The 21,260-nt window shown below is 38.1% G+C and carries 14 protein-coding genes, 2 tRNA genes and 1 rRNA gene; 11 read left to right on the forward strand and 6 right to left on the reverse strand.

Annotated elements, in window-relative coordinates; genetic code table 11:
* The 4 genes from dnaA to gyrB all read left to right on the forward strand — a co-directional run bounded on the left by dnaA (nt 1) and on the right by gyrB (nt 6,281).
* Nucleotides 1–1,392 carry a chromosomal replication initiator protein DnaA gene (gene dnaA, locus ACY45D_RS00005; RefSeq protein WP_463107904.1) on the forward strand — a complete coding sequence of 464 codons (1,392 nt, stop codon included), beginning with the start codon at nt 1–3 and terminating at the stop codon, nt 1,390–1,392.
* A 110-nt stretch (nt 1,393–1,502) separates the two neighbouring features.
* Complete coding sequence (gene dnaN / locus ACY45D_RS00010) at nt 1,503–2,651, forward strand: DNA polymerase III subunit beta (RefSeq protein ID WP_463107905.1); 1,149 nt, start codon at nt 1,503–1,505, stop codon at nt 2,649–2,651.
* Between the two features lie 26 nt (nt 2,652–2,677).
* Nucleotides 2,678–3,760: a DNA replication/repair protein RecF gene (gene recF / locus ACY45D_RS00015; RefSeq protein ID WP_463107906.1), complete on the forward strand. Its 1,083-nt coding sequence runs from the start codon at nt 2,678–2,680 to the stop codon at nt 3,758–3,760.
* A gap of 52 nt (nt 3,761–3,812) precedes the next feature.
* A complete protein-coding gene (gyrB, locus tag ACY45D_RS00020; RefSeq protein WP_463107907.1) occupies nt 3,813–6,281 on the forward strand; it encodes a DNA topoisomerase (ATP-hydrolyzing) subunit B in 2,469 nt (822 codons plus the stop codon).
* A 150-nt stretch (nt 6,282–6,431) separates the two neighbouring features.
* Here gyrB and ACY45D_RS00025 read toward each other — a convergent pair whose 3' ends face one another.
* From ACY45D_RS00025 to tyrS, 3 genes are all read right to left on the reverse strand, one after another.
* Nucleotides 6,432–7,439: a putative solute-binding protein gene (locus tag ACY45D_RS00025; protein ID WP_463107908.1), complete on the reverse strand. Its 1,008-nt coding sequence runs from the start codon at nt 7,437–7,439 to the stop codon at nt 6,432–6,434.
* Nucleotides 7,440–8,459: 1,020 nt separating this feature from the next.
* Complete coding sequence (locus ACY45D_RS00030) at nt 8,460–10,394, reverse strand: ATP-binding cassette domain-containing protein (protein ID WP_463107909.1); 1,935 nt, start codon at nt 10,392–10,394, stop codon at nt 8,460–8,462.
* A gap of 296 nt (nt 10,395–10,690) precedes the next feature.
* Nucleotides 10,691–11,905 carry a tyrosine--tRNA ligase gene (gene tyrS, locus ACY45D_RS00035; protein WP_463107910.1) on the reverse strand — a complete coding sequence of 405 codons (1,215 nt, stop codon included), beginning with the start codon at nt 11,903–11,905 and terminating at the stop codon, nt 10,691–10,693.
* A gap of 80 nt (nt 11,906–11,985) precedes the next feature.
* Between tyrS and ACY45D_RS00040 the strand changes: the two genes are divergently transcribed.
* Nucleotides 11,986–13,113, forward strand: coding sequence for an anhydro-N-acetylmuramic acid kinase (locus tag ACY45D_RS00040; protein ID WP_463107911.1), 1,128 nt, complete (start codon nt 11,986–11,988; stop codon nt 13,111–13,113).
* A 189-nt stretch (nt 13,114–13,302) separates the two neighbouring features.
* Nucleotides 13,303–14,154, forward strand: a complete 852-nt coding sequence (locus ACY45D_RS00045) for an alpha/beta fold hydrolase (RefSeq protein WP_463107912.1) — start codon at nt 13,303–13,305, stop codon at nt 14,152–14,154.
* Nucleotides 14,155–14,226: 72 nt separating this feature from the next.
* On the opposite strand, the gene erpA is transcribed toward ACY45D_RS00045, so the two are convergent.
* From erpA to ACY45D_RS00060, 3 genes are all read right to left on the reverse strand, one after another.
* The gene (erpA, locus tag ACY45D_RS00050; RefSeq protein WP_463107913.1) at nt 14,227–14,562 is read right to left on the reverse strand and encodes an iron-sulfur cluster insertion protein ErpA; all 336 of its coding nucleotides are present in this window, start codon (nt 14,560–14,562) and stop codon (nt 14,227–14,229) included.
* Nucleotides 14,563–14,690: 128 nt separating this feature from the next.
* Complete coding sequence (locus ACY45D_RS00055) at nt 14,691–15,695, reverse strand: putative solute-binding protein (protein ID WP_463107914.1); 1,005 nt, start codon at nt 15,693–15,695, stop codon at nt 14,691–14,693.
* A 379-nt stretch (nt 15,696–16,074) separates the two neighbouring features.
* The gene (locus ACY45D_RS00060; RefSeq protein ID WP_463107915.1) at nt 16,075–16,557 is read right to left on the reverse strand and encodes a hypothetical protein; all 483 of its coding nucleotides are present in this window, start codon (nt 16,555–16,557) and stop codon (nt 16,075–16,077) included.
* A 203-nt stretch (nt 16,558–16,760) separates the two neighbouring features.
* Between ACY45D_RS00060 and ACY45D_RS00065 the strand changes: the two genes are divergently transcribed.
* From ACY45D_RS00065 to ACY45D_RS00085, 5 genes are all read left to right on the forward strand, one after another.
* Nucleotides 16,761–17,828: an alpha/beta hydrolase gene (locus tag ACY45D_RS00065; RefSeq protein WP_463107916.1), complete on the forward strand. Its 1,068-nt coding sequence runs from the start codon at nt 16,761–16,763 to the stop codon at nt 17,826–17,828.
* A 358-nt stretch (nt 17,829–18,186) separates the two neighbouring features.
* Complete coding sequence (locus ACY45D_RS00070; RefSeq protein WP_463107917.1) at nt 18,187–18,753, forward strand: peptidylprolyl isomerase; 567 nt, start codon at nt 18,187–18,189, stop codon at nt 18,751–18,753.
* Nucleotides 18,754–19,176: 423 nt separating this feature from the next.
* Nucleotides 19,177–20,713, forward strand: a 16S ribosomal RNA gene (locus ACY45D_RS00075).
* 59 nt (nt 20,714–20,772) lie between these two features.
* Nucleotides 20,773–20,849 (forward strand) — tRNA-Ile (locus ACY45D_RS00080).
* A 66-nt stretch (nt 20,850–20,915) separates the two neighbouring features.
* Nucleotides 20,916–20,991 (forward strand) — tRNA-Ala (locus ACY45D_RS00085).
* Nucleotides 20,992–21,260: the final 269 nt, after the last annotated feature.

Here is a 21,260-nt window from a genome sequence, read left to right on the forward strand (position 1 = left end):
ATGCTTTGGACGGACTGCTTAACTCGCTTGCGACAAGAGCTCTCTGATAATGTCTTTGCCATGTGGATTCGTCCTTTGGTTGCAGAAGAAGTAGCAGATACTTTAAGACTGTATGCACCTAATCCATATTGGACACGGTATATTCAAGAACATCATTTAGAATTGATTTCAATTCTTGCTGAACAATTGTCTGAAGGCCGTATTCGTAAAGTAGAAATACACGTCGATTCTCGACCTGGCGCTATACTTTCAGTGTCTGAGCAACCTGCGACTACAACGGCAGCATTAGATCATTCTGCACATCAACAAACGCCGCAAAGAGTTAAAAAAGAGAAAGAACCTGATGTTGTTACAGCAAAGAACATCAAAAAACGCCAACTGAACCCTTTATTTAATTTCGCTTTATTTGTTGAAGGTCGTTCAAACCAGATGGCAGCGGAAACTTGCCGAAAAGTTTTAACACAACTGGGTGAATCTCAACATAATCCACTGTTTTTATATGGTCCTACAGGTTTAGGTAAAACGCATTTAATGCAAGCGGTAGGCAATGCTTTATTACAAGCTAAGCCAAATGCACGTGTGATGTATATGACGGCTGAAAGCTTTGTCCAAGACTTTGTTAGTTCATTGCAAAAAGGTAAGGTTGAAGAGTTTAAAAAGAACTGTCGATCTTTAGATTTATTGTTGGTGGATGATATTCACTTATTGGCAGGTAAAGAAGCAAGTTTGGTGGAGTTTTTCTATACATTCAATGCTTTACTGGATGAATCAAAACAAATTATTTTAACATCAGACCGTTATCCAAAAGAATTAACAGAGTTAGATCCTCGTTTAGTATCACGTTTTTCGTGGGGATTATCTGTTGGGGTAGAACCTCCTGATATTGAAACTCGTATTGAAATTTTATTGAAAAAAGCAGAAAGCAGTGGCATCGATTTGCCACGCAATTGTGCTTTATTTATTGCGCAACAAGTGGTTGCCAATGTTCGTGAATTAGAAGGTGCATTGAATAAGGTTGTTGCTATTTCAAGATTTAAAGGTTCTGCAATTGATTTAGACGTGGTTCGTGAATCATTGAAAGATGTCTTGGCAATTCGTGCACGCACCATTAGCACGGAAAATATTCAGCGTGTGGTCAGTGAATACTTTAGAATCCCGTTAAAAGAATTGGTTGGTCCGAAACGGACACGTATTTATGCAAGACCTCGCCAACTGGCAATGGGTTTGGCTCGTGAATTAACGGGTGATAGCTTCCCTGAAATTGGTATGGCTTTTGGTGGACGAGACCACAGTACCGTGATGCATGCTTGTGAAAAAGTGCAAAGCTTACGTGATGAAGATCCAATTTTTAATGAGGATTATAAAAACCTCATGCGTTTGTTACAAAGCTAAATTTTGAACAAATTATACACTTGCAATGCGGCATAAACTGCCGCATAGTACGTCATTAAAAAAATTTATTATCCCCGTTTTAGTTAAATTTAGTTTAGAGGAATTCCACCGTGCGTTTGAAAATCGCGAAAGAGAGCTTACTCAATGTTTTATCCCATGTGGTTGGAGCAGTTGAACGTCGCCATACTTTAAATATTCTTTCAAACGTTAAAATTCAAGCTACGAATCAATTACTTACTATTACTGGTTCAGATTTGGAAGTGGAATTAGTTGCAAGTACAACGTTGTCTGATGGAGCCTGCTTACAGGCAGGGGAGACGACAGTTCCTGCACGTAAATTGGTCGATATTTGTAAATCACTGCCAACAGCGGCATTAATTGATTTGCAAATTACTGAAGATCAACGTTGTATTTTAAAATCTGGAAATAGCCGTTTTGTATTGGGTACTTTACCTGCCGAAGACTATCCATTATTGACCAATGAAAATAGTCAGGGTACTCAGGTTCAAGTGACAGAGCGTGAACTTAAACGTTTATTTGAAAAAACAGCATTTGCCATGGCTGTTCAAGATGTACGTTTTTATTTAACGGGAACATTGTTGGAAATTGATGCCAATCAATTACGTGCAGTGACGACAGATGGTCATCGCTTAGCACTTTGTGAAACCTTAGCATCTTCAACGACGACACAGCCTGTTCAAGCCATTGTTCCACGTAAAGCTGTAGGTGAATTACAGCGTTTATTGAGTATTGAAGACGAACAATTAACATTGCTTATTGGTCGTGAGTTATTGAATGTCACAATCCAAACGCATAGCAAAGATAAAGAACAAGCAGATATTACTGTTCGTTTCACGACAAAATTGATTGATGGCAAGTTCCCTGATTATCGCCGTGTCATTCCACGTGGTGGTGATAAAGTGGTTACCATTCCGCATGATGTATTCAAACAATCTTTGCAACGTGTTGCAATTTTAAGTAATGAAAAGCTACGTGGTGTTTTCCTTAATTTTAATGCAGATTCATTACAATTACGCGCCAATAACCCAGAACAAGATGAGGCGATTGAAGACTTAGCGATTCAATATGCAAGTGCGCCTCTAGAAATGTCTTTCAACGCACAGTATATTTTGGATGTATTGAGTGTCTTGGATGGGGACGATATGGCAATGACCATGTCAGAAGCAAACCAATCGGTGTTGGTACAAGATCCTACACAGCCAAATCAAACTTATGTTGTGATGCCAATGCGTGTTTAATTGATTGAATATTTAAATCTTTTGTTATGCATATCACGCGTTTAAACATACAACGTGTTCGAAACTTGAAAGCGGTTGCACTCCATGAGTTGCAACCGTTTAATGTTTTTTATGGACAAAATGGTTCAGGAAAAACCTCTATATTAGAAGCCATTCATTTATTGGCGACAGGACGTTCTTTTCGTACACATATCCCTAAAAATTACATTCAAAGCAATCAAACGGATGCAATTGTTTTTGCTCAATCAATCTCAGAAAAGATTGGTATGCAAAAAATGCAAAGTGGTGAACAGCTTATAAAAGTAAATGGTGATACTGTTGCAACACAGGGACAACTTGCAAAAATTTTGCCTTTACAACTGATTGATCCTTTAAGTACTGATATTATTGATCATGGTGCCAAGCCAAGAAGACAGTTATTAGATTGGCTCATGTTTCACGTGGAACCCGATTTTTACCATGCATGGCAATATTACTCACGTGCTCTTAAGCAGCGTAACAGTCTACTTAAAACACGACGTAATCTGAGCTTGATAGACTTGGAACCGTGGAACAAAATGCTGAGTGAATATGGTGAAATACTGCATTCTCAGCGTGTAGAAATCGTAGAACAATGGAAACAATATTTGCAGGAAGACTTAGTACAACTGTTGCCTCATTTAAGCATCGAAATGGAATATAGCGCAGGGTTCCACGTGGAACAAGGTTTGGCGAATGATTTGATTCAATACCATCAAAAAGATGTAGATCGGCGTTATACAGAATATGGGCCACATCGTGCTGACATCCGTTTAAAAACCCCAATGGGGGATGCTGATGTTGTGCTTTCTAGAGGGCAAAAAAAGTTATTAATAATGGCTTTAAAACTATCACAAATCGCGATGTTACACGCCTGTAATAAGGAAACTGTGGTATTATTAGATGATGTGACAGCAGAATTAGATTTAAGTGCACAGCAACGTTTAATTGAGCGATTGAGCCAACTTGGTAGTCAAGTTTTTATTACCACACTAGACCATGAATCAGTAAAAAAACATTTACATGATTTGTCTATTTCATACCAGTTATTCAATGTAGATCAAGGTCAAGTAAGTGTAGTTGTGCCATGATTTTAGATTTTAACCAATTTTGGAAAGACCTATTTTTCACTAGGGAGAAACCATGAGTTCAGAAGATCAAGCAGCTTCTCAAACAGAACAAACCACTGAAAAGGCTTATGATTCCTCTAGTATCAAAGTATTACGTGGTCTAGATGCAGTTCGTAAACGTCCAGGGATGTATATTGGTGATACAGATGATGGTTCAGGTCTACACCATATGGTATTTGAGGTGGTGGATAACGCCATTGATGAAGCCTTAGCTGGACATTGTGATGAAATTTTTGTGAATATTCACGAAGATGAATCTGTAAGTGTGACTGATAATGGCCGTGGAATTCCAACAGACATTCACCCTGAAGAAGGTGTATCTGCGGCTGAAGTTATTTTGACTATTTTGCATGCGGGCGGAAAGTTCGATGACAATAGTTATAAAGTTTCTGGTGGTTTACATGGTGTAGGTGTTTCTGTTGTTAATGCGCTTTCAAGTAAATTAGAGCTTACGATCCACCGTGCTGGACATATTCACCAACAAGAATATAAACACGGCGATCCTGTATATCCATTGAAAGTTATTGGTGATACAACCACAACAGGAACGACTGTACGTTTTTGGCCAAGTGCCGACACGTTTAGTCAAACGATTTTTAATGTTGATATTTTGGCACGTCGTTTACGTGAACTTTCATTCTTAAATGCCGGTGTACGTATTGTTTTGCGTGATGAGCGTGTTGCTTTAGAACATATCTTTGATTATGAAGGTGGTTTATCTGAATTTGTAAGATATATCAATCAGGGTAAAACTCACCTAAACGATATTTTTCATTTCACAACACAAGCAGATAACGGTATCGGTGTTGAAGTTGCATTGCAATGGAATGATACCTATCAAGAAAATGTACGTTGTTTTACCAATAATATTCCACAAAAAGATGGTGGTACACATTTAGCTGGTTTCCGTGCGGCATTAACCCGCGGTTTGAATAGCTACATGGAAAACGAAAATCTACTGAAAAAAGAGAAAGTCGCAGTCACAGGTGATGATGCACGTGAAGGCTTAACAGCGATTGTTTCAGTGAAAGTACCAGATCCTAAGTTTTCTTCACAAACGAAAGAAAAATTAGTATCGAGTGAGGTTAAACCTGCTGTTGAACAAGCAATGAATAAAGCATTTGCTGAATATCTTTTAGAGAATCCGCAAGCTGCCAAATCGATTGCTGGGAAAATTATTGATGCTGCACGTGCACGTGATGCGGCTCGTAAAGCACGTGAAATGACACGTCGTAAGAGTGCTTTAGATATTGCAGGTCTTCCAGGTAAATTGGCAGATTGTCAGGAAAAAGATCCAGCACTTTCTGAATTATACTTAGTCGAGGGTGACTCGGCGGGTGGTTCTGCAAAACAGGGTCGTAACCGTAAGATGCAAGCGATTCTTCCATTGAAAGGCAAAATCCTGAATGTGGAACGTGCTCGTTTTGATAAGATGATTTCATCGCAGGAAGTCGGAACACTCATCACAGCATTAGGTTGTGGTATTGGTCGTGAAGAATACAATCCCGATAAATTACGTTATCACAAAATCATTATCATGACCGATGCCGATGTTGATGGTTCGCATATTCGTACTTTATTGCTTACGTTCTTCTTCCGTCAAATGCCTGAACTTGTAGAGCGTGGTTACATTTATATTGCTCAACCACCTTTATACAAATTGAAGAAAGGTAAGCAAGAACAATATATTAAAGATAATGATGCACTTGAAACATATCTGATTTCAAATGCCATTGATGAATTGGAATTACATGTAAGTGCAGATGCACCAGCGATTCGTGGTGATGCATTAGCAAAAGTGATTGCAGATTATCAAACATCTCAGAAAAGTTTGGCTCGTTTAACGGTTCGTTATCCTGCAACATTGTTGGATGGTCTGATTAGTTTAGATGCTTATAAATTTGATCATAATCATGATGTAGATTATGTACAAGAATGGGGTGAAAAACTTCGTGCAGCAGTTGAAAATACTCAGCCAAGTCTACGTCCTGAATTAAGTTTAGAAGCTTTTGAAAAAGACAATGCTGATGGAAGTAAAGTTACGGTTTATTTCCCACGCATTACGATCTATGTACATAATTTGCCACATAGTTATTTATTGGATGCGGGATTATTGGCGTCGAATGAATATAAGCGTTTATTGCATAATTCGAAGAGTTGGTTCACTTTACTCGAAGAAGGTGCATATTTACAGAAAGGTGATCGTAAGATCAATGTTTCTACTTTCCACCAAGTATGGCAGCAGATTCTGACCGATTCTCGTCGTGGCATGATGATCCAACGCTATAAAGGTTTGGGTGAGATGAATGCTGAACAGCTTTGGGAAACCACAATGGATCCTGAAAACCGTAATATGCTACAAGTGACGATTGATGATGCAATTGAAGCAGATCGTATGTTCTCTTGTTTGATGGGAGATGATGTGGAACCACGTCGTGCTTTCATTGAAGAAAATGCACTGAATGCAGATATTGATGCTTAATTAAAATCCATTCAAGAAAAAGGGAAACGCTGAAAAGTGTTTCCCTTTTTATTTGGGTCAAATATTGAGTGGAAAACTCAGACATAAAAATACCAGTTCAATGAACTGGTATTTTTAGTATCAACTTATGGATGAAATAAGATTTAAATCTTATTCACCACCAAGTGAACATTCAAAGTTTGCTTTATCAACAGAACAACGTGCTTTTTTCAAAACAGACATCATTGATGCATCATAAATACCCATTTTGGTTAATTCAAGACGACCGTCACGCATTAACTTTTGGTATTTTAATTTATCTTCAGCAGATAGATTCATCTTGAATTTTGCAGGGATACCCGCTTCAAGACGATTAATCATTGCAAAACCTTTTGGTAAGTTTTTGATGAAATAATCACGAGATTTTTGACCAAAACCAGCAGAGAATTTTTCAGGGCGAATGACTAAATCAGCAGTTACTTGTAAAACTGGGAAGTTAAACATTGCACCATTGGTACCCAAACCTTTATAAATTTCTAATGGTTTATAGGCATAAGCAGGCGCACCAACCATATCCACTTGGCCGTTGTTGAATTTAGCGACAAAGTTGGTTACATCAGAAGGTACAGCTTGTGCACCAACGCGTTGTACCAAAATTTTCTGAGCATTGTCATAGCTCAACACAGCGAATTTTTTACCCGCTGCTTTTTCAATCGAGCTGATGCTTTTATCGCGAACAAAAATGAACGCTGAACCTAATGGAGCAATACCAGCAACTTCATATTTTTTACCACCTAGATTTGTGGTCATTTTCGCTGCATTACGAGAATCAAGCGCGAATGTAATTGCTTTCTGAGCAATAGCATTGCTTGGCACGCCACCGATAGAATCGATAGAGCCTGCAAATTTATTATACTGACGTGCACGCATAGCAGTCATGAATACGCCATCACATTTACCAGCTTTAAAATCATTATCAGCTACAGATTCATCTTGCTTTGGTAGCAAAACAACTTCTGTTCCCCAAGATTTAGCTGCAAGCGCCCATTCTTGAGCCATTTGAAATGATTCACCTGATTTACCAAGTAAATCAAATACGCAGATATTTACAGCAGCTTGAGTTGTTGCACTTACTCCAAAGATTGAAGTAGCAGCAATAGCGAGTGCAATTTTTTTCATTTTTCGTCCTTATCTATTTTGTTCATCACGAGGAACTTTCCATATGCGCAATATTAATCAGCTTTCTTTAAAAAAAATAGAGTATTTACTCCAAATATCGTTATTTTTTTGAAAAATATTGAGATATAGGTCTTCAATGTAAATCGAAAATTAAAAATTACATAGAAAAATCAAAAAATTAAGCAGAAGTTATTATATTTTATTTAAAAATGTTTAAATATTGAGCAAATGTGTAAGTGCATATATTTTCAGTTGCTGTTGTATTTTTAAACGACAGTGCGAAAAGGGTAACAATAAAAACAGCCGTTGTATTAAAAATAAGCTTGAATTTTGATGTTTTATTGATCAAAATAATGTGTGTAACTTTGTGGATAAGTGAAGGTTGTAGTTATTCGCAGCTTTATTTTTTGTGAAAAAAATACACTTTTTTGCCCTAATATTTAAATGAAAAGATGAAAACAATATTTAACTTTCAACGCCAAAAGCATGTTTATTGTTGAACTTATCCACAAAAAAACTTAGAAAATTTTTAAATTTTAAAAACAAAACTTTAATTTTTTGCATAAATTACCTAGAAAATGAATTGTGTAGTTAATTTAATATGTTCCACGCACCTCATTTTAAATCATAAATAAAAGTTATGTGTTGTTTTTTAATATAAATTACAGTCGGTTACGGAGTAACTGAGTCGCTATGTATTGATTTCAATATCGATTGATCAGATAGAAATAAATGTACTTGAGGTGCTTTGATCAACGGCTAAAATGATTTTTATTACTAATTTATTGTTATTTAATGCTATTTTAGCGTAACAACAGCTATATCAATTATGTAAGGTTTATGCAGTGCTTCAATATAATAAAAAGATAAGTATGAGCGTTGATTTAATGATCTAACTTTGAAAGTTATTGGAATATAAATTAGAAAACTCTTATTAAATTACTGTTTTAATTGTTAATTTAAAATAAAAAAATAGGTTGAAAATACAATAAAGCACTTCCAACCTATTTTTAAACGATTTTATTCAAATGAATTTTCTAATTCTTCAAGCTGCATCATCAGCTCAAGCATTTGTTCTTCTACTTGCTCTAATTTTGCTTTTAGATCAGTTTGTTCATTCATCAGCTTTAGTAAATCATCTTTACGGTTTGCTTCGTAAAGTGCAGTATCGGCCAACAAGCCCTCAATTTCGATTAAACGAGGCTGAATTTTATTGATTAAACCTTCATTTTTTTCAATATTTTTACGGATAGGGCGGCTTAAGTCACGTTGGCGAGCCAATTCTTTACGCTGAGCTTCTTTATCCAGTTTGGAAATCGTTGGTTTTACTTCAACTTGTGACTTGATTGGCGCAGCAGGTTTTTGCCCATTTTTGATCATATCGATACGTGCTTGACGTAACCATTCAGCATAAGCTGTTAAGTCACCATCAAATTCACGGCTTTGACTGTTATGCACTAAAATCAGTTCATCACAGACACTTGCGATTAATTGGCGTTCGTGAGAAACCAAAACCACAGCCCCTTGGAAATCGGTCAATGCCATCGTTAGTGCATGACGCATATCTAAATCTAAATGGTTGGTTGGTTCGTCGAGAATGAGTACATTAGGACGTTGCCATACAATTAAAGCCAATGCTAAACGTGCTCGTTCGCCACCAGAGAAGCTTTCGCTTGGTGTATCCATACGTTCACCACTAAAGCCAAAGCTACCTAGGAATGAGCGTAAGCTGGCTTCACTGATCTTTTTATCAGCAATTCGCGCTAACTGTAGCATTGGGCTGGCATTTCCATCCAATGCGTCCATTTGATGCTGTGCAAAGTAACCGATGTTTAATAATTCAGAATCTTTGCGCTGACCTTGTAAGAGTTTTAAATCACCGACCAATGATTTGATCAAAGTTGACTTACCTGCGCCATTCATACCCAATAAACCAATACGGCTATTGGGTGTGATCTGTAGATTAACATTAGTGACAATCAGCTTTTCACCATAGCCAATATCAGCACTTTCAAGCTCTAGTAATGGTGAACTCATTTTGGTCGGTTCACGGAAACTAAAAGTAAAAGGTGTATCCACATGCGCAGCAGAGAGCTCTTGCATGCGTTCAAGTTGTTTAATACGGCTCTGTGCTTGTTTGGCTTTGGTTGCTTGCGCTTTAAAGCGATCAATATACTTTTGTAAATGTGCTCGTGTTTCTAATTGTTTTTCATAAGCTTGTTGTTGCTGTGCTAAACGTTCGCTACGGGTACGTTCAAAAGTTGAATAGTTACCTGTATATAAAATCAATTCTTGATTTTCGATATGTAAAATATGGTCGGTAATCGCATCTAAGAAATCACGGTCATGTGAAATAAGTACCAAAGTACCTTCATACGCTTTTAACCAATCTTCTAACCATAAAATAGCATCTAAGTCTAAATGGTTGGTTGGTTCATCAAGAAGCAATAAGTCAGAACGGCTCATGAGTGTACGGGCAAGGTTTAAGCGCATACGCCAACCACCAGAGAAGCTCGATACATCTAATTGCGATTGATGCTCAAAAAAGCCTAAGCCAGCCATAAGTTGAGATGCTTTTGATGGCGCAGAATAACCATTAATTTCATCAAAACGACCATATAAATGAGCAAGCTCATCATCATTTAAATTTTCAGGATGATTAAGTTTATTTTGAATATCCCAAAATTCTTCATCGCCAGAAAGGACGAAATCAATGGCTTTCATATGTAGCGCTTTAATTTCTTGCGCCATATGCGCAACAGTCCAAACAGCAGGGCGTGTTAATGAACCACCATCGGATTCCATACCGCCAAGCAAGGCAGAAAAGAGGGTTGACTTACCTGCACCATTAACACCCGTTAAACCAATTTTCCAACCTGGATGAAGTTGCATAGACGCTTTTTGAAATAAAATACGTCCGCCACGGCGAATTGAAAGTTGGTCAAGCTGGATCATAGTGAATTAACTATTGAATATTTGGTGGGGTATTCTAAAGGAAAAATGGCAGAGTTCAAAAATTCTCAGTCAAACTAATATCAGTTAAAAATATTTAAATTTGATGAATGGATCAAATTTAGAAAAAGCACCAATCAATTAAAGCGTTTTTACAGGGAATGTAAGGGTGAGATTTTCACTAGGCTGATCGAAGTGTGATATTGTTTTAACAGTATTAAGTGTTTTATTTTTATCATTATTTATCCAATAAAAGAAAGCCATCACTGCGATGGCTTTCTCTATTTTATACCAAGCAATTAGTCAACAAATGTGACTTTAGCAATCGCTTTTTTACTGGCCTGAATAATTAAAGTGACGTTTTCTTTGACCATAAAGCCTGCATCAACAACTTCCCAATCAACTTTAACGGCTCCACGTGAAACAGCATCTTTAGATTGAGCTGAGTTTTTGGTTAGCCCTGCTGCACGCAAAATCGATACGATTGAAACCTCTCCACCATATTCACCACGAGAAATCGTCACTTCTGGTGTACCTTCTGGTAATTCACCTTCAGTAATTAAATTCCCCGCACCTTTGTGTGCATGTTCAGCTGCTTCAGCACCGTGGAAACGCTCAACCAACTCAAGTGCAAGAATTTTCTTAATGTCTTGAGGGTTACGACCTTCAGCCATTTCTTTTAATAGAACAGCAATGTCTTCAAGTGATTTGAAGCTTAATAATTCGAAATAGCGTTCAATCAAGCTGTCAGGCATAGACAATACTTTTTGGTACATTGCTCCAGGCGCATCGAATACACCAATATAATTGCCTAAAGATTTAGACATTTTATTGACGCCATCTAAACCTTCAAGAATAGGAACAGTAATACAGACTTGAGCTTCTTGGTCATAACGACCTTGCAGTGTTCGACCCATTAATAAATTAAAAGTTTGGTCAGTTCCACCAAGTTCTACATCGGCTTCAAGTGCAATCGAGTCATAACCCTGAACCAATGGATACAAAAACTCATGAATTGCAATTGGTTGGTGATTGTTATAACGCTTAGTAAAGTCATCGCGTTCTAACATACGAGCAACAGTTTGCTGTGAAGCCAATTGAATTAAATCAGCGGCGGTTTTTGTTGCAAACCATTCAGAGTTAAAGCGAACTTTGGTTTTATTTGGATCAAGAATTTTAAACACTTGTTCTTGATAAGTCTTGGCATTTTCTAAAACTTGTTCACGCGACAGTGGTGGACGAGTGGCACTTTTACCTGTTGGATCACCAATCATCGCCGTATAGTCACCAATCAAGAAAGTCACATCATGACCTAGGTCTTGAAAGACTTTTAATTTGTTGATTAAGACTGTGTGACCTAAATGCAAATCTGGTGCAGTTGGGTCAAAACCTGCTTTAATTTTTAAAGGGCGATTTTCTTTAAGTTTCTTTAACAGATCCTCTTCAGAAATAATCTCGTGTGTGCCTCGTTGAATGAGGGCAAGTTGTTCTTCCGCGGGCAGGAAATTTGACATCACAAAATCCAATACATCAGTTATCTCATTTGTGCGATATACTAACATTTTTTCAGCGAAATGCAGGCGAAGAATATCTCATGACAACAATCTATATTGGCGTAATGACTGGAACCAGCATGGACGGCGTCGATTTTGTTGCTGCTTCATTTGATCCTCTACACATTCATGCGACTTTGACTGTGCCATTTGATCCCGATTTACGAGATGAATTAATGGCATTGACCCTACCTGATGACAATGAAATTGATCGAATGGGTAAAGCAGATGTGTCGCTTGCAACGATGATTGGACATGGGATTAACCAACTGATTCAAGATAATCATTTAGATCGCAGTCAAATTAAAGCGATTGGTTCGCATGGGCAAACCATTCGACATCGTCCTGAACATGGTTTTACATTACAAATTGGTGATCCCAATATTATTACTGAAATGACTCAGATTCCTGTCATTTCAGATTTTCGTCGTCGAGATATGGCGGCAGGTGGGCAGGGAGCACCCTTAGTTCCAGCTTTTCATCAAGCGCTTTTTCAACATCCAACCATTCATCGCGTGATTCTCAATTTAGGCGGCATTGCCAATGTGAGTATGTTGCCAGCAGGAAATCCTCAAGCTGTTTATGGTTTTGACACTGGGCCTGCCAATATTTTAATGGATGCATGGTGTCAGCGTTATACAGGGCAACCTTATGATGAGAATGGCAATTGGGCGGCTTATGGACAACCGATTCGTTCATTATTAGAACGCTTGCAAGCACATGAATATTTTTCTAAAGAACCGCCGAAAAGTACAGGTCGTGAAGACTTTAATTTGGAATGGTTAGATGAACAAATTGCGGATTGGCGAAATGACCTTGAATATGATGAATTAGAAGATACGCCTGAAAATATTCAAGCAACATTAATGAAATTGACGACACGTGCAATTAAAAAAGCCATTTATCGTTCACCTTTAGATACAGGTGAGGTCTATGTCTGTGGTGGTGGTGCTTATAATTCACATTTACTTGAACAATTACGTTGGCGCTTACGTAAGCATAATTGGTCAGTACAAACAACTTCTGCATTAGGTTTAGCACCGACTTGGGTAGAAGCGACTGCTTTTGCTTGGTTGGCCATGTGTTTTGATCAAAAACTGAGTGGTAATTTACCTGCAGTAACTGGTGCGACTGGCGATCGTATTCTAGGTACGATTACCGTGGTTTAGTGCTCAAACGAATTTCCCTTAAATGAAGATATCATTTTTCATTTGAAAATAGGGGCGTGTTTTTATTTTTTAATGGGCTTGAAGATTGTTCTACAATATTCGGCCCTAAAACCTAGTGAAATGTCCTCATCTGCTGTTCATCAATACGTATTAAACTTACAAGATAGATAAAATTTCATCGAGACAAGAATGAATATAATTCCAAATATATTGACGCAACGCATCAAAACCTTTCAAAGAGAAAGTTTAACTTTTGATGTGATTGACTTAGGCCCTTTAGATGGGCAAATTTTTGTTTTATTGCATGGTTTTCCTGAAACCAATAAAAGCTGGCAGGAAACATCTGAAATTTTGAATCAGCAAGGCTACCGTACATTTGCGGTCAATCAACGTGGTTATAGTTTGGGTGCTCAGCCTCAGAAACGCCGTGACTATCGTAATTCTGCTTTGGTTGAGGATGTGAATGCTCTCTTGGACATTGTTCAACAACCTGTGTATTTGGTGGGGCATGATTGGGGCGCTGTCGTTGCATGGGAAGTCGCACAACGTTATCCGCACAAAGTAAAACACCTCATTACCATTTCAGTACCGCATAAAGCTGCTTTTATGAAAGCAATGTTGAGTAGCAATCAACTGTTGAAATCTTATTATATTGGTTTGTTCCAATTACCCAAAATTCCAGAATTTTTATTTGAAAAATTTCCTAAAATTGGTTTGGCACTTTTAAAAGATTCAGGCATGACCAGCAAGCAGCTAGAGGATTTTCAACAGGATATTGTTGCTGAAAAGCGTTTAAGTTCAGCTTTAAATTGGTATCGTGGTGTGCCTTTTAGTTCAAATAAAAATTTAACCCAGCCAGTTCAAGTACCAACTTTATTTATTTGGGGTAAGCATGACTCAGCGATTGGTGCTAAAGGTGTTGAACTGAATAAACATTATGTCAAAGCGCCTTACAAAGAAGTGATTATGGACGCAACCCATTGGATACCTGTGCAGAATGCAAAGGAATTAAGCCAATCTATTTTAGAAACCATTGCATGAGCTTAATGACCTAAAAGCTAAGCATATAAAAATGCCCTCAATATTGAGGGCATTTTCAAATATTTTTTGAGATTAGATTGAGAATGAAGACCCGCAACCACAGGTTGTTGTTGCATTTGGATTTTCAACAATAAAACGAGAACCTTCCAAACCTTCAATATAATCTACTTTTGAACCCACTAAATATTGGTAGCTTAAAGAGTCAACCAACATTTTGACATCGCCATTGATAAATTCTGCATCATCTTCATTGGTGCTTTCAGCAAAATTAAAACCGTAAGAAAAACCTGAACAGCCACCACCCGTTACATATACACGTAACATAAGATCTTGATTACCTTCGCTATCACGAAGTTGGCGAACTTTATTTGCAGCGTTGTCAGTCAGCTCTAATACTTGGGCATTCATGGTGATGTTCCTCAGTTTCAAATGGCTTAAATAAAAAGACCACATATTCAGTATAGCATACTCAATATATGGTCAGTGAATGAACTTTAAAGTAAATTCAGACTAAATCTATCGGATTTAGTACAGACTTATTTATAGTTCTCATCTTGTAATGCGCATTCAAAGTTTTTTGGATCATTTTTACAACGGAATTGCCAAAGAATTTTCATCATTGTTTTGTTGTAAATGCCTTGTTTGGTCAAACTGATGCGTGATTCACGCATTAATTTTTGATAACCAGGTTTATCTCCAGCAGGGACTTGCATCCAATATTTGGCTGGAATATCTGCTTTCATTTTACCAATAATGCTATTGGCACGTGGTAATTGAGATTTGACCCAATCACGAGATTTTTGACCATAGCCCGCAGGGAATTTATCTGGTCGGATGATGATATTACCTGTAACTTGTAACAGTGGGTAATTCACAATCGCGCCCTTAGTGCCCAAACCTTTATGTAATTCTAAAGGTTTAAATACTGCAGCAGGTGCGCCAATGATATCCACTTGGCCATTGTTAAACTTACTACTAAAATTTGTGACATCAGCACTTACAGCCTGAGCGCCGATTTGCTGAACCATGATTTTTTGAGCTTGGTCATAGTCGAGTACAGCAATCTTTTTACCCGCAGCTTTAGCGACGGTATTAATATTACGGTCATTGACCATCAGGAATGCATCGCCCACAGGAATGACGCCAACCACTTCATATTGACCACTGGTCATGTATTTTGCGAAATTTGGATTAGCTAAACCTTGCATCACTTTAACTGCTAAACCAAGATCTGGAATCGCACCAATTGCATCTAATGATCCTGTAAAACTGTTAAATTGGCGACCACGCATACCTGTGATACTGACCGCATCACATTTTCCTGCTTTAAAATCTTCGGCAATAACAGCTTCGTTACTGTTTACCTTTAACTCTAAATCTGCACCCCAGTTTTTAGCTGCAAGTTGGTAATCTTTCATTAGTGTAAAAACATCACCATTTTTACCAACTAAATCAAATACACACATGACTTGTTTTGCTTGAGTTGTTGAAGTAGCAACCAATAGACCAGCAGCAACAAAAAGCGCATTAGACCATTTCATTATTTTTTTCCTTTCCATGATCAATATTATTGATATTCATACTATCTAAATTTTTTAAATTAAATGATTTGATAGCTGAACTTTTTACATCAAAAGATTGAATTAATTGAGAACCAAAGAGGTGCTAAATCAGATTTAATCTATATATGAACAACTTATTTTTCAAAGCCACTATTCATGTTCGCGATGAATTGATGTTGTAAAAATGATCACTTGAAATAAGTTTGAGTACAATGACTTAAATGACAAAAATATAAGCTTAATTTAAAAAGTAACTAAGCAATGAAAAACATTATAAATCAAATACCTTTTATATAGCTTCAGTAAAAACATTACCTAAAAGACAAAAGAATCTGAGTATCTTCAGATTCTTTTTAAATTAATTCCTACCATTCTCTCTATTTTTACGATCATCACGCTTTTTTTCATGCTGCTTATCGTGACGTTGATGTTGCTGCCATTGTTTTTGATTGGCATTATGATTCCAACCAGAATTAGAATCAGGTTTTTTACCCCAAGCACCACGCTTAGGATGATCAAATTGCTGTTTTTTGGCTTGATCACGTTTTGTTTGTTGATATTCCCAATGCTGTTTTTTAATTTGGTATTGGCGTCGTTCTTGCTCTTTTCGAGCCTGTTGCAAACGATAAGCGCGTTCTTGTTCCCAGCGTTGACGATCGTCATAACGTCTATCGTATCTACGATCATAACGGTCATCATATCTACGGTTATTTGGATAAGCATAACCGCCGTTGGTTCGATAATCATAACCCCGAGCGTCGTAATGATCTTCTGGAAATACCACACAGCCTACAGCCATCAAAGATGTTATTAATGAAATAAATAATGCTTTTAGCGCCATGGTGATCTCCTTATCAAGAAAAGGAATAGCAAAAAAAATTCTGAGAAATAGCGAAATAGTCAATGACAACTGAGATAACTCAGCTTAGCGTATCTAAAATTAATATTTGTATATCGACTGCTAGATTTGTATAAGAATATGGTCAGCTAACTTATGATCATGTAGAAAATATGAAGAATCTGGATACTAGGGAAGGAAAATAAATGGGCGCTTTGCAACATAATCTTCAAGAGCTTATCGAAAAAGGGCAAGGGTCGGCGGGCAGAACCTTAGATCGTTTACCTGCATTTGCTCAAGAGTCTTTAGCTAAAATACTTGGCTATCCTTACCAGTATCCTCAATTAGATAGCTTCACTAAATGTTTAATGGCTGCTCAGTTAAAGCAAGGGAAGTCAGGATTTATTGGTGACGATGTAGAGCGTTCAAGAAAGCAATTTGAATCGCAAATGCAGTCGATTATTCATAAACCTACACATGTTCAATGTGTTGAAGATATTCGTTTACCACTACAAAGTGGCAGTATTTATGCACGCCATTATCACCCAGCCCCAAGTAAGAAACTTCCTATGGTTGTATTTTATCATGGGGGTGGCTTTGTTGTAGGAAGTGTAGATACGCATGATGAAGTTTGTCGATTGATTGCAATACATGCAAAAGTACAAGTTTTAAGTATTGAATATCCACTTGCACCAGAAGTTGGGCCTCGTGAACTGATTCAGTCTTGCGAAGATGCCTTGGCTTGGGTTTATCAAAATCGTCGTCAATTTAAAATTCTTAAAAACAGAATTGCGGTAGCTGGAGATAGTGCAGGAGGTAATATTAGTACAGTCGTGGCACAAAGAGCAGTAAATACGGCTTATGCTCCTCATGCACAATTTTTAATTTATCCAGCGGTAGACTTTAAAAGTCGCCATCCATCATTTTTTGCGTATAAAGATGGATTGGTTTTAACGGGTATTGATATTGATCATGTAACAGAGTTCTATGCAAATAAGTTCAACATTGCTTTAGATGATGTCATTATTTCGCCAACAAATGGTCATTTGAAAAAATTAGCACCGACCTTTTTGATTACAGCAGGTCATGATCTACTACACGATGAAGGTAAGATCTATGCATATAAATTACGCCAAAATGGTGTAAAAGTGCATTATCACGATTATGAAGATCAAACACATGGCTTTATCAACCTGACTCCTATTTCCAAAAAAGCCAAAAAAAATGTGATCGAAATGAGTAAAGAATTTCGTAAGTTTTGGGATAAGCAATAATCGTTATTTCTATTCTATAAAAAGCTTTAGTTTCACGTGAAACTAAAGCTTTTTATTTGACTAATTATTGATCAAATATGTGTGGTTGAAAAATACACAAATCCATTTGATCAATCTGCATCAAGTACATTGAAATATTTGAATCTGATTCATAAATAATAAATGGACTTATTTCAAAAACGAAGTGAAAGCACTTTAAAGAGAAAAGACTCTTTCCTGAATTGCTCAACAGAGATTCATTTGTTTTATTGACGAGCCTGCTCATGTTTACTAAATGGCTAACAATGTTATCTTTATTCTTGTTAAAAGCAGACTAATATAAGACATTATCAATTTTAAAATATTTTAGGAAAATACAATGATCAAAAAAATAGGATTCAGTCTTGCTTTGGTACTGTTGGCTAATCAAGCTTTTGCCAATACAGATATGCAAATTAAAACCAATTTAGGCAATATCAAAATAGAACTCTATGATGATAAAGCACCAGTTACGGTTAAAAACTTTAAAAGTTATGTAAATAGTCAATTTTATAATGGCACCATTTTCCATCGCGTCATTCCAGGCTTTATGATTCAGGGTGGCGGTTTTGATAGCAATATGAAAGAAAAAGCAACCCAACCTTCTATCGTGAATGAAGCAAGCAATGGCCTAAAGAATTCTAGAGGAACTTTGGCTATGGCACGTACCAATGATCCAAACTCAGCTTCTAGCCAATTCTTTATTAATGTTGCGAACAATGACTTTTTAAATAAGGCAGCTGGGAACCCTGGATACGCCGTGTTCGGTAAGGTTACTGAAGGCTTAGATATAGTCGATAAAATCGTGAATACACCGACTGGAACAGTGGGTATGTATCAAGACGTACCTAAACAAGCTGTAAAAATAATCAGCATTCAAACAGTCAATGTAAAAACAAAAAAATAATTAAAAAATAAAGCAGAAATATTTTCTTCATATTTCTGCTTTAATATTATGGGTTTATATATGTCTTAGTATAAAAATGAACCAAATTAGTGCATAAAAATACAACACTCAATAAAACAACCAGTTAAAAGCGCTTGCATGCCTAAGAAATTGCCCTATAATGAGCTCATCCCGACGCGATACAGCAAACGAACTTAGCTTAGAGGGTTAAGTTGTTAAATGTTTATTGCGTTTTATTTATCACTGATGAAGTGATAAATTACTCATTAAGAGAATATGAAGAACAACTTGTGTGGATTTTTACTGATTGATTGATCGAAAATATTTCATTGATTGAAAGGTTTAAATTACTCGAAGTTTATTTGAGAGAATTTGTCAGGAAATTGATGAGCCAGAATTGTGACCTTAAGTCACTAATGATTTTAACTGAAGAGTTTGATCATGGCTCAGATTGAACGCTGGCGGCAGGCTTAACACATGCAAGTCGAGCGGGGGATGTAGCTTCGGTTATATCTCTAGCGGCGGACGGGTGAGTAATGCTTAGGAATCTGCCATTTAGTGGGGGACAACATTCCGAAAGGAATGCTAATACCGCATACGTCCTACGGGAGAAAGCAGGGGATCTTCGGACCTTGCGCTAAATGATGAGCCTAAGTCGGATTAGCTAGTTGGTGGGGTAAAGGCCTACCAAGGCGACGATCTGTAGCGGGTCTGAGAGGATGATCCGCCACACTGGGACTGAGACACGGCCCAGACTCCTACGGGAGGCAGCAGTGGGGAATATTGGACAATGGGGGGAACCCTGATCCAGCCATGCCGCGTGTGTGAAGAAGGCCTTATGGTTGTAAAGCACTTTAAGCGAGGAGGAGGAGCTCTAGGCTAATATCCTAGATGCTTGGACGTTACTCGCAGAATAAGCACCGGCTAACTCTGTGCCAGCAGCCGCGGTAATACAGAGGGTGCGAGCGTTAATCGGATTTACTGGGCGTAAAGCGTACGTAGGCGGCTTTTTAAGTCGGATGTGAAATCCCTGAGCTTAACTTAGGAATTGCATTCGATACTGGGAAGCTAGAGTATGGGAGAGGATGGTAGAATTCCAGGTGTAGCGGTGAAATGCGTAGAGATCTGGAGGAATACCGATGGCGAAGGCAGCCATCTGGCCTAATACTGACGCTGAGGTACGAAAGCATGGGGAGCAAACAGGATTAGATACCCTGGTAGTCCATGCCGTAAACGATGTCTACTAGCCGTTGGGGCCTTTGAGGCTTTAGTGGCGCAGCTAACGCGATAAGTAGACCGCCTGGGGAGTACGGTCGCAAGACTAAAACTCAAATGAATTGACGGGGGCCCGCACAAGCGGTGGAGCATGTGGTTTAATTCGATGCAACGCGAAGAACCTTACCTGGTCTTGACATAGTAAGAACTTTCCAGAGATGGATTGGTGCCTTCGGGAACTTACATACAGGTGCTGCATGGCTGTCGTCAGCTCGTGTCGTGAGATGTTGGGTTAAGTCCCGCAACGAGCGCAACCCTTTTCCTTATTTGCCAGCACTTCGGGTGGGAACTTTAAGGATACTGCCAGTGACAAACTGGAGGAAGGCGGGGACGACGTCAAGTCATCATGGCCCTTACGACCAGGGCTACACACGTGCTACAATGGTCGGTACAAAGGGTTGCTACCTAGCGATAGGATGCTAATCTCAAAAAGCCGATCGTAGTCCGGATTGGAGTCTGCAACTCGACTCCATGAAGTCGGAATCGCTAGTAATCGCGGATCAGAATGCCGCGGTGAATACGTTCCCGGGCCTTGTACACACCGCCCGTCACACCATGGGAGTTTGTTGCACCAGAAGTAGGTAGTCTAACCTTAGGGAGGACGCTTACCACGGTGTGGCCGACGACTGGGGTGAAGTCGTAACAAGGTAGCCGTAGGGGAACCTGCGGCTGGATCACCTCCTTAACGAAAGATTGGTTATTGGTAAGAATCCACAACAAGTTGTTCTTCATTGATGTATCTGAGGGTCTGTAGCTCAGTTGGTTAGAGCACACGCTTGATAAGCGTGGGGTCACAAGTTCAAGTCTTGTCAGACCCACCAAGTCTACTGATTGAAATTGAAGAAATTCAAGATTACAGAGAAACAGATATATTAAGATCTTAAGCTGGGGACTTAGCTTAGTTGGTAGAGCGCCTGCTTTGCACGCAGGAGGTCAGGAGTTCGACTCTCCTAGTCTCCACCATACATTACGAAGTAATGTGAAAACGAAAGTTAAATCCTAAAGATAGTTTATAGAAATTAATGAATAAGAAGATCACATGGTCTTGATTTATTAACTTCTGTGATTTATCACAGTGAACTACTTGCTGACGAGGCGGTAGTGAATCATTAACAGAATAAATTTGAGTTGAAATAATTGTTTAACTCGTTTCAAGCAAATTAACAAGCAATTGTTAATGTTGAATGAAATGAGCACTAGCGATAAAACTGAATCAAGCGTTTTGGTATATG

Source organism: Acinetobacter sp. BZX-2 (assembly GCF_055179795.1).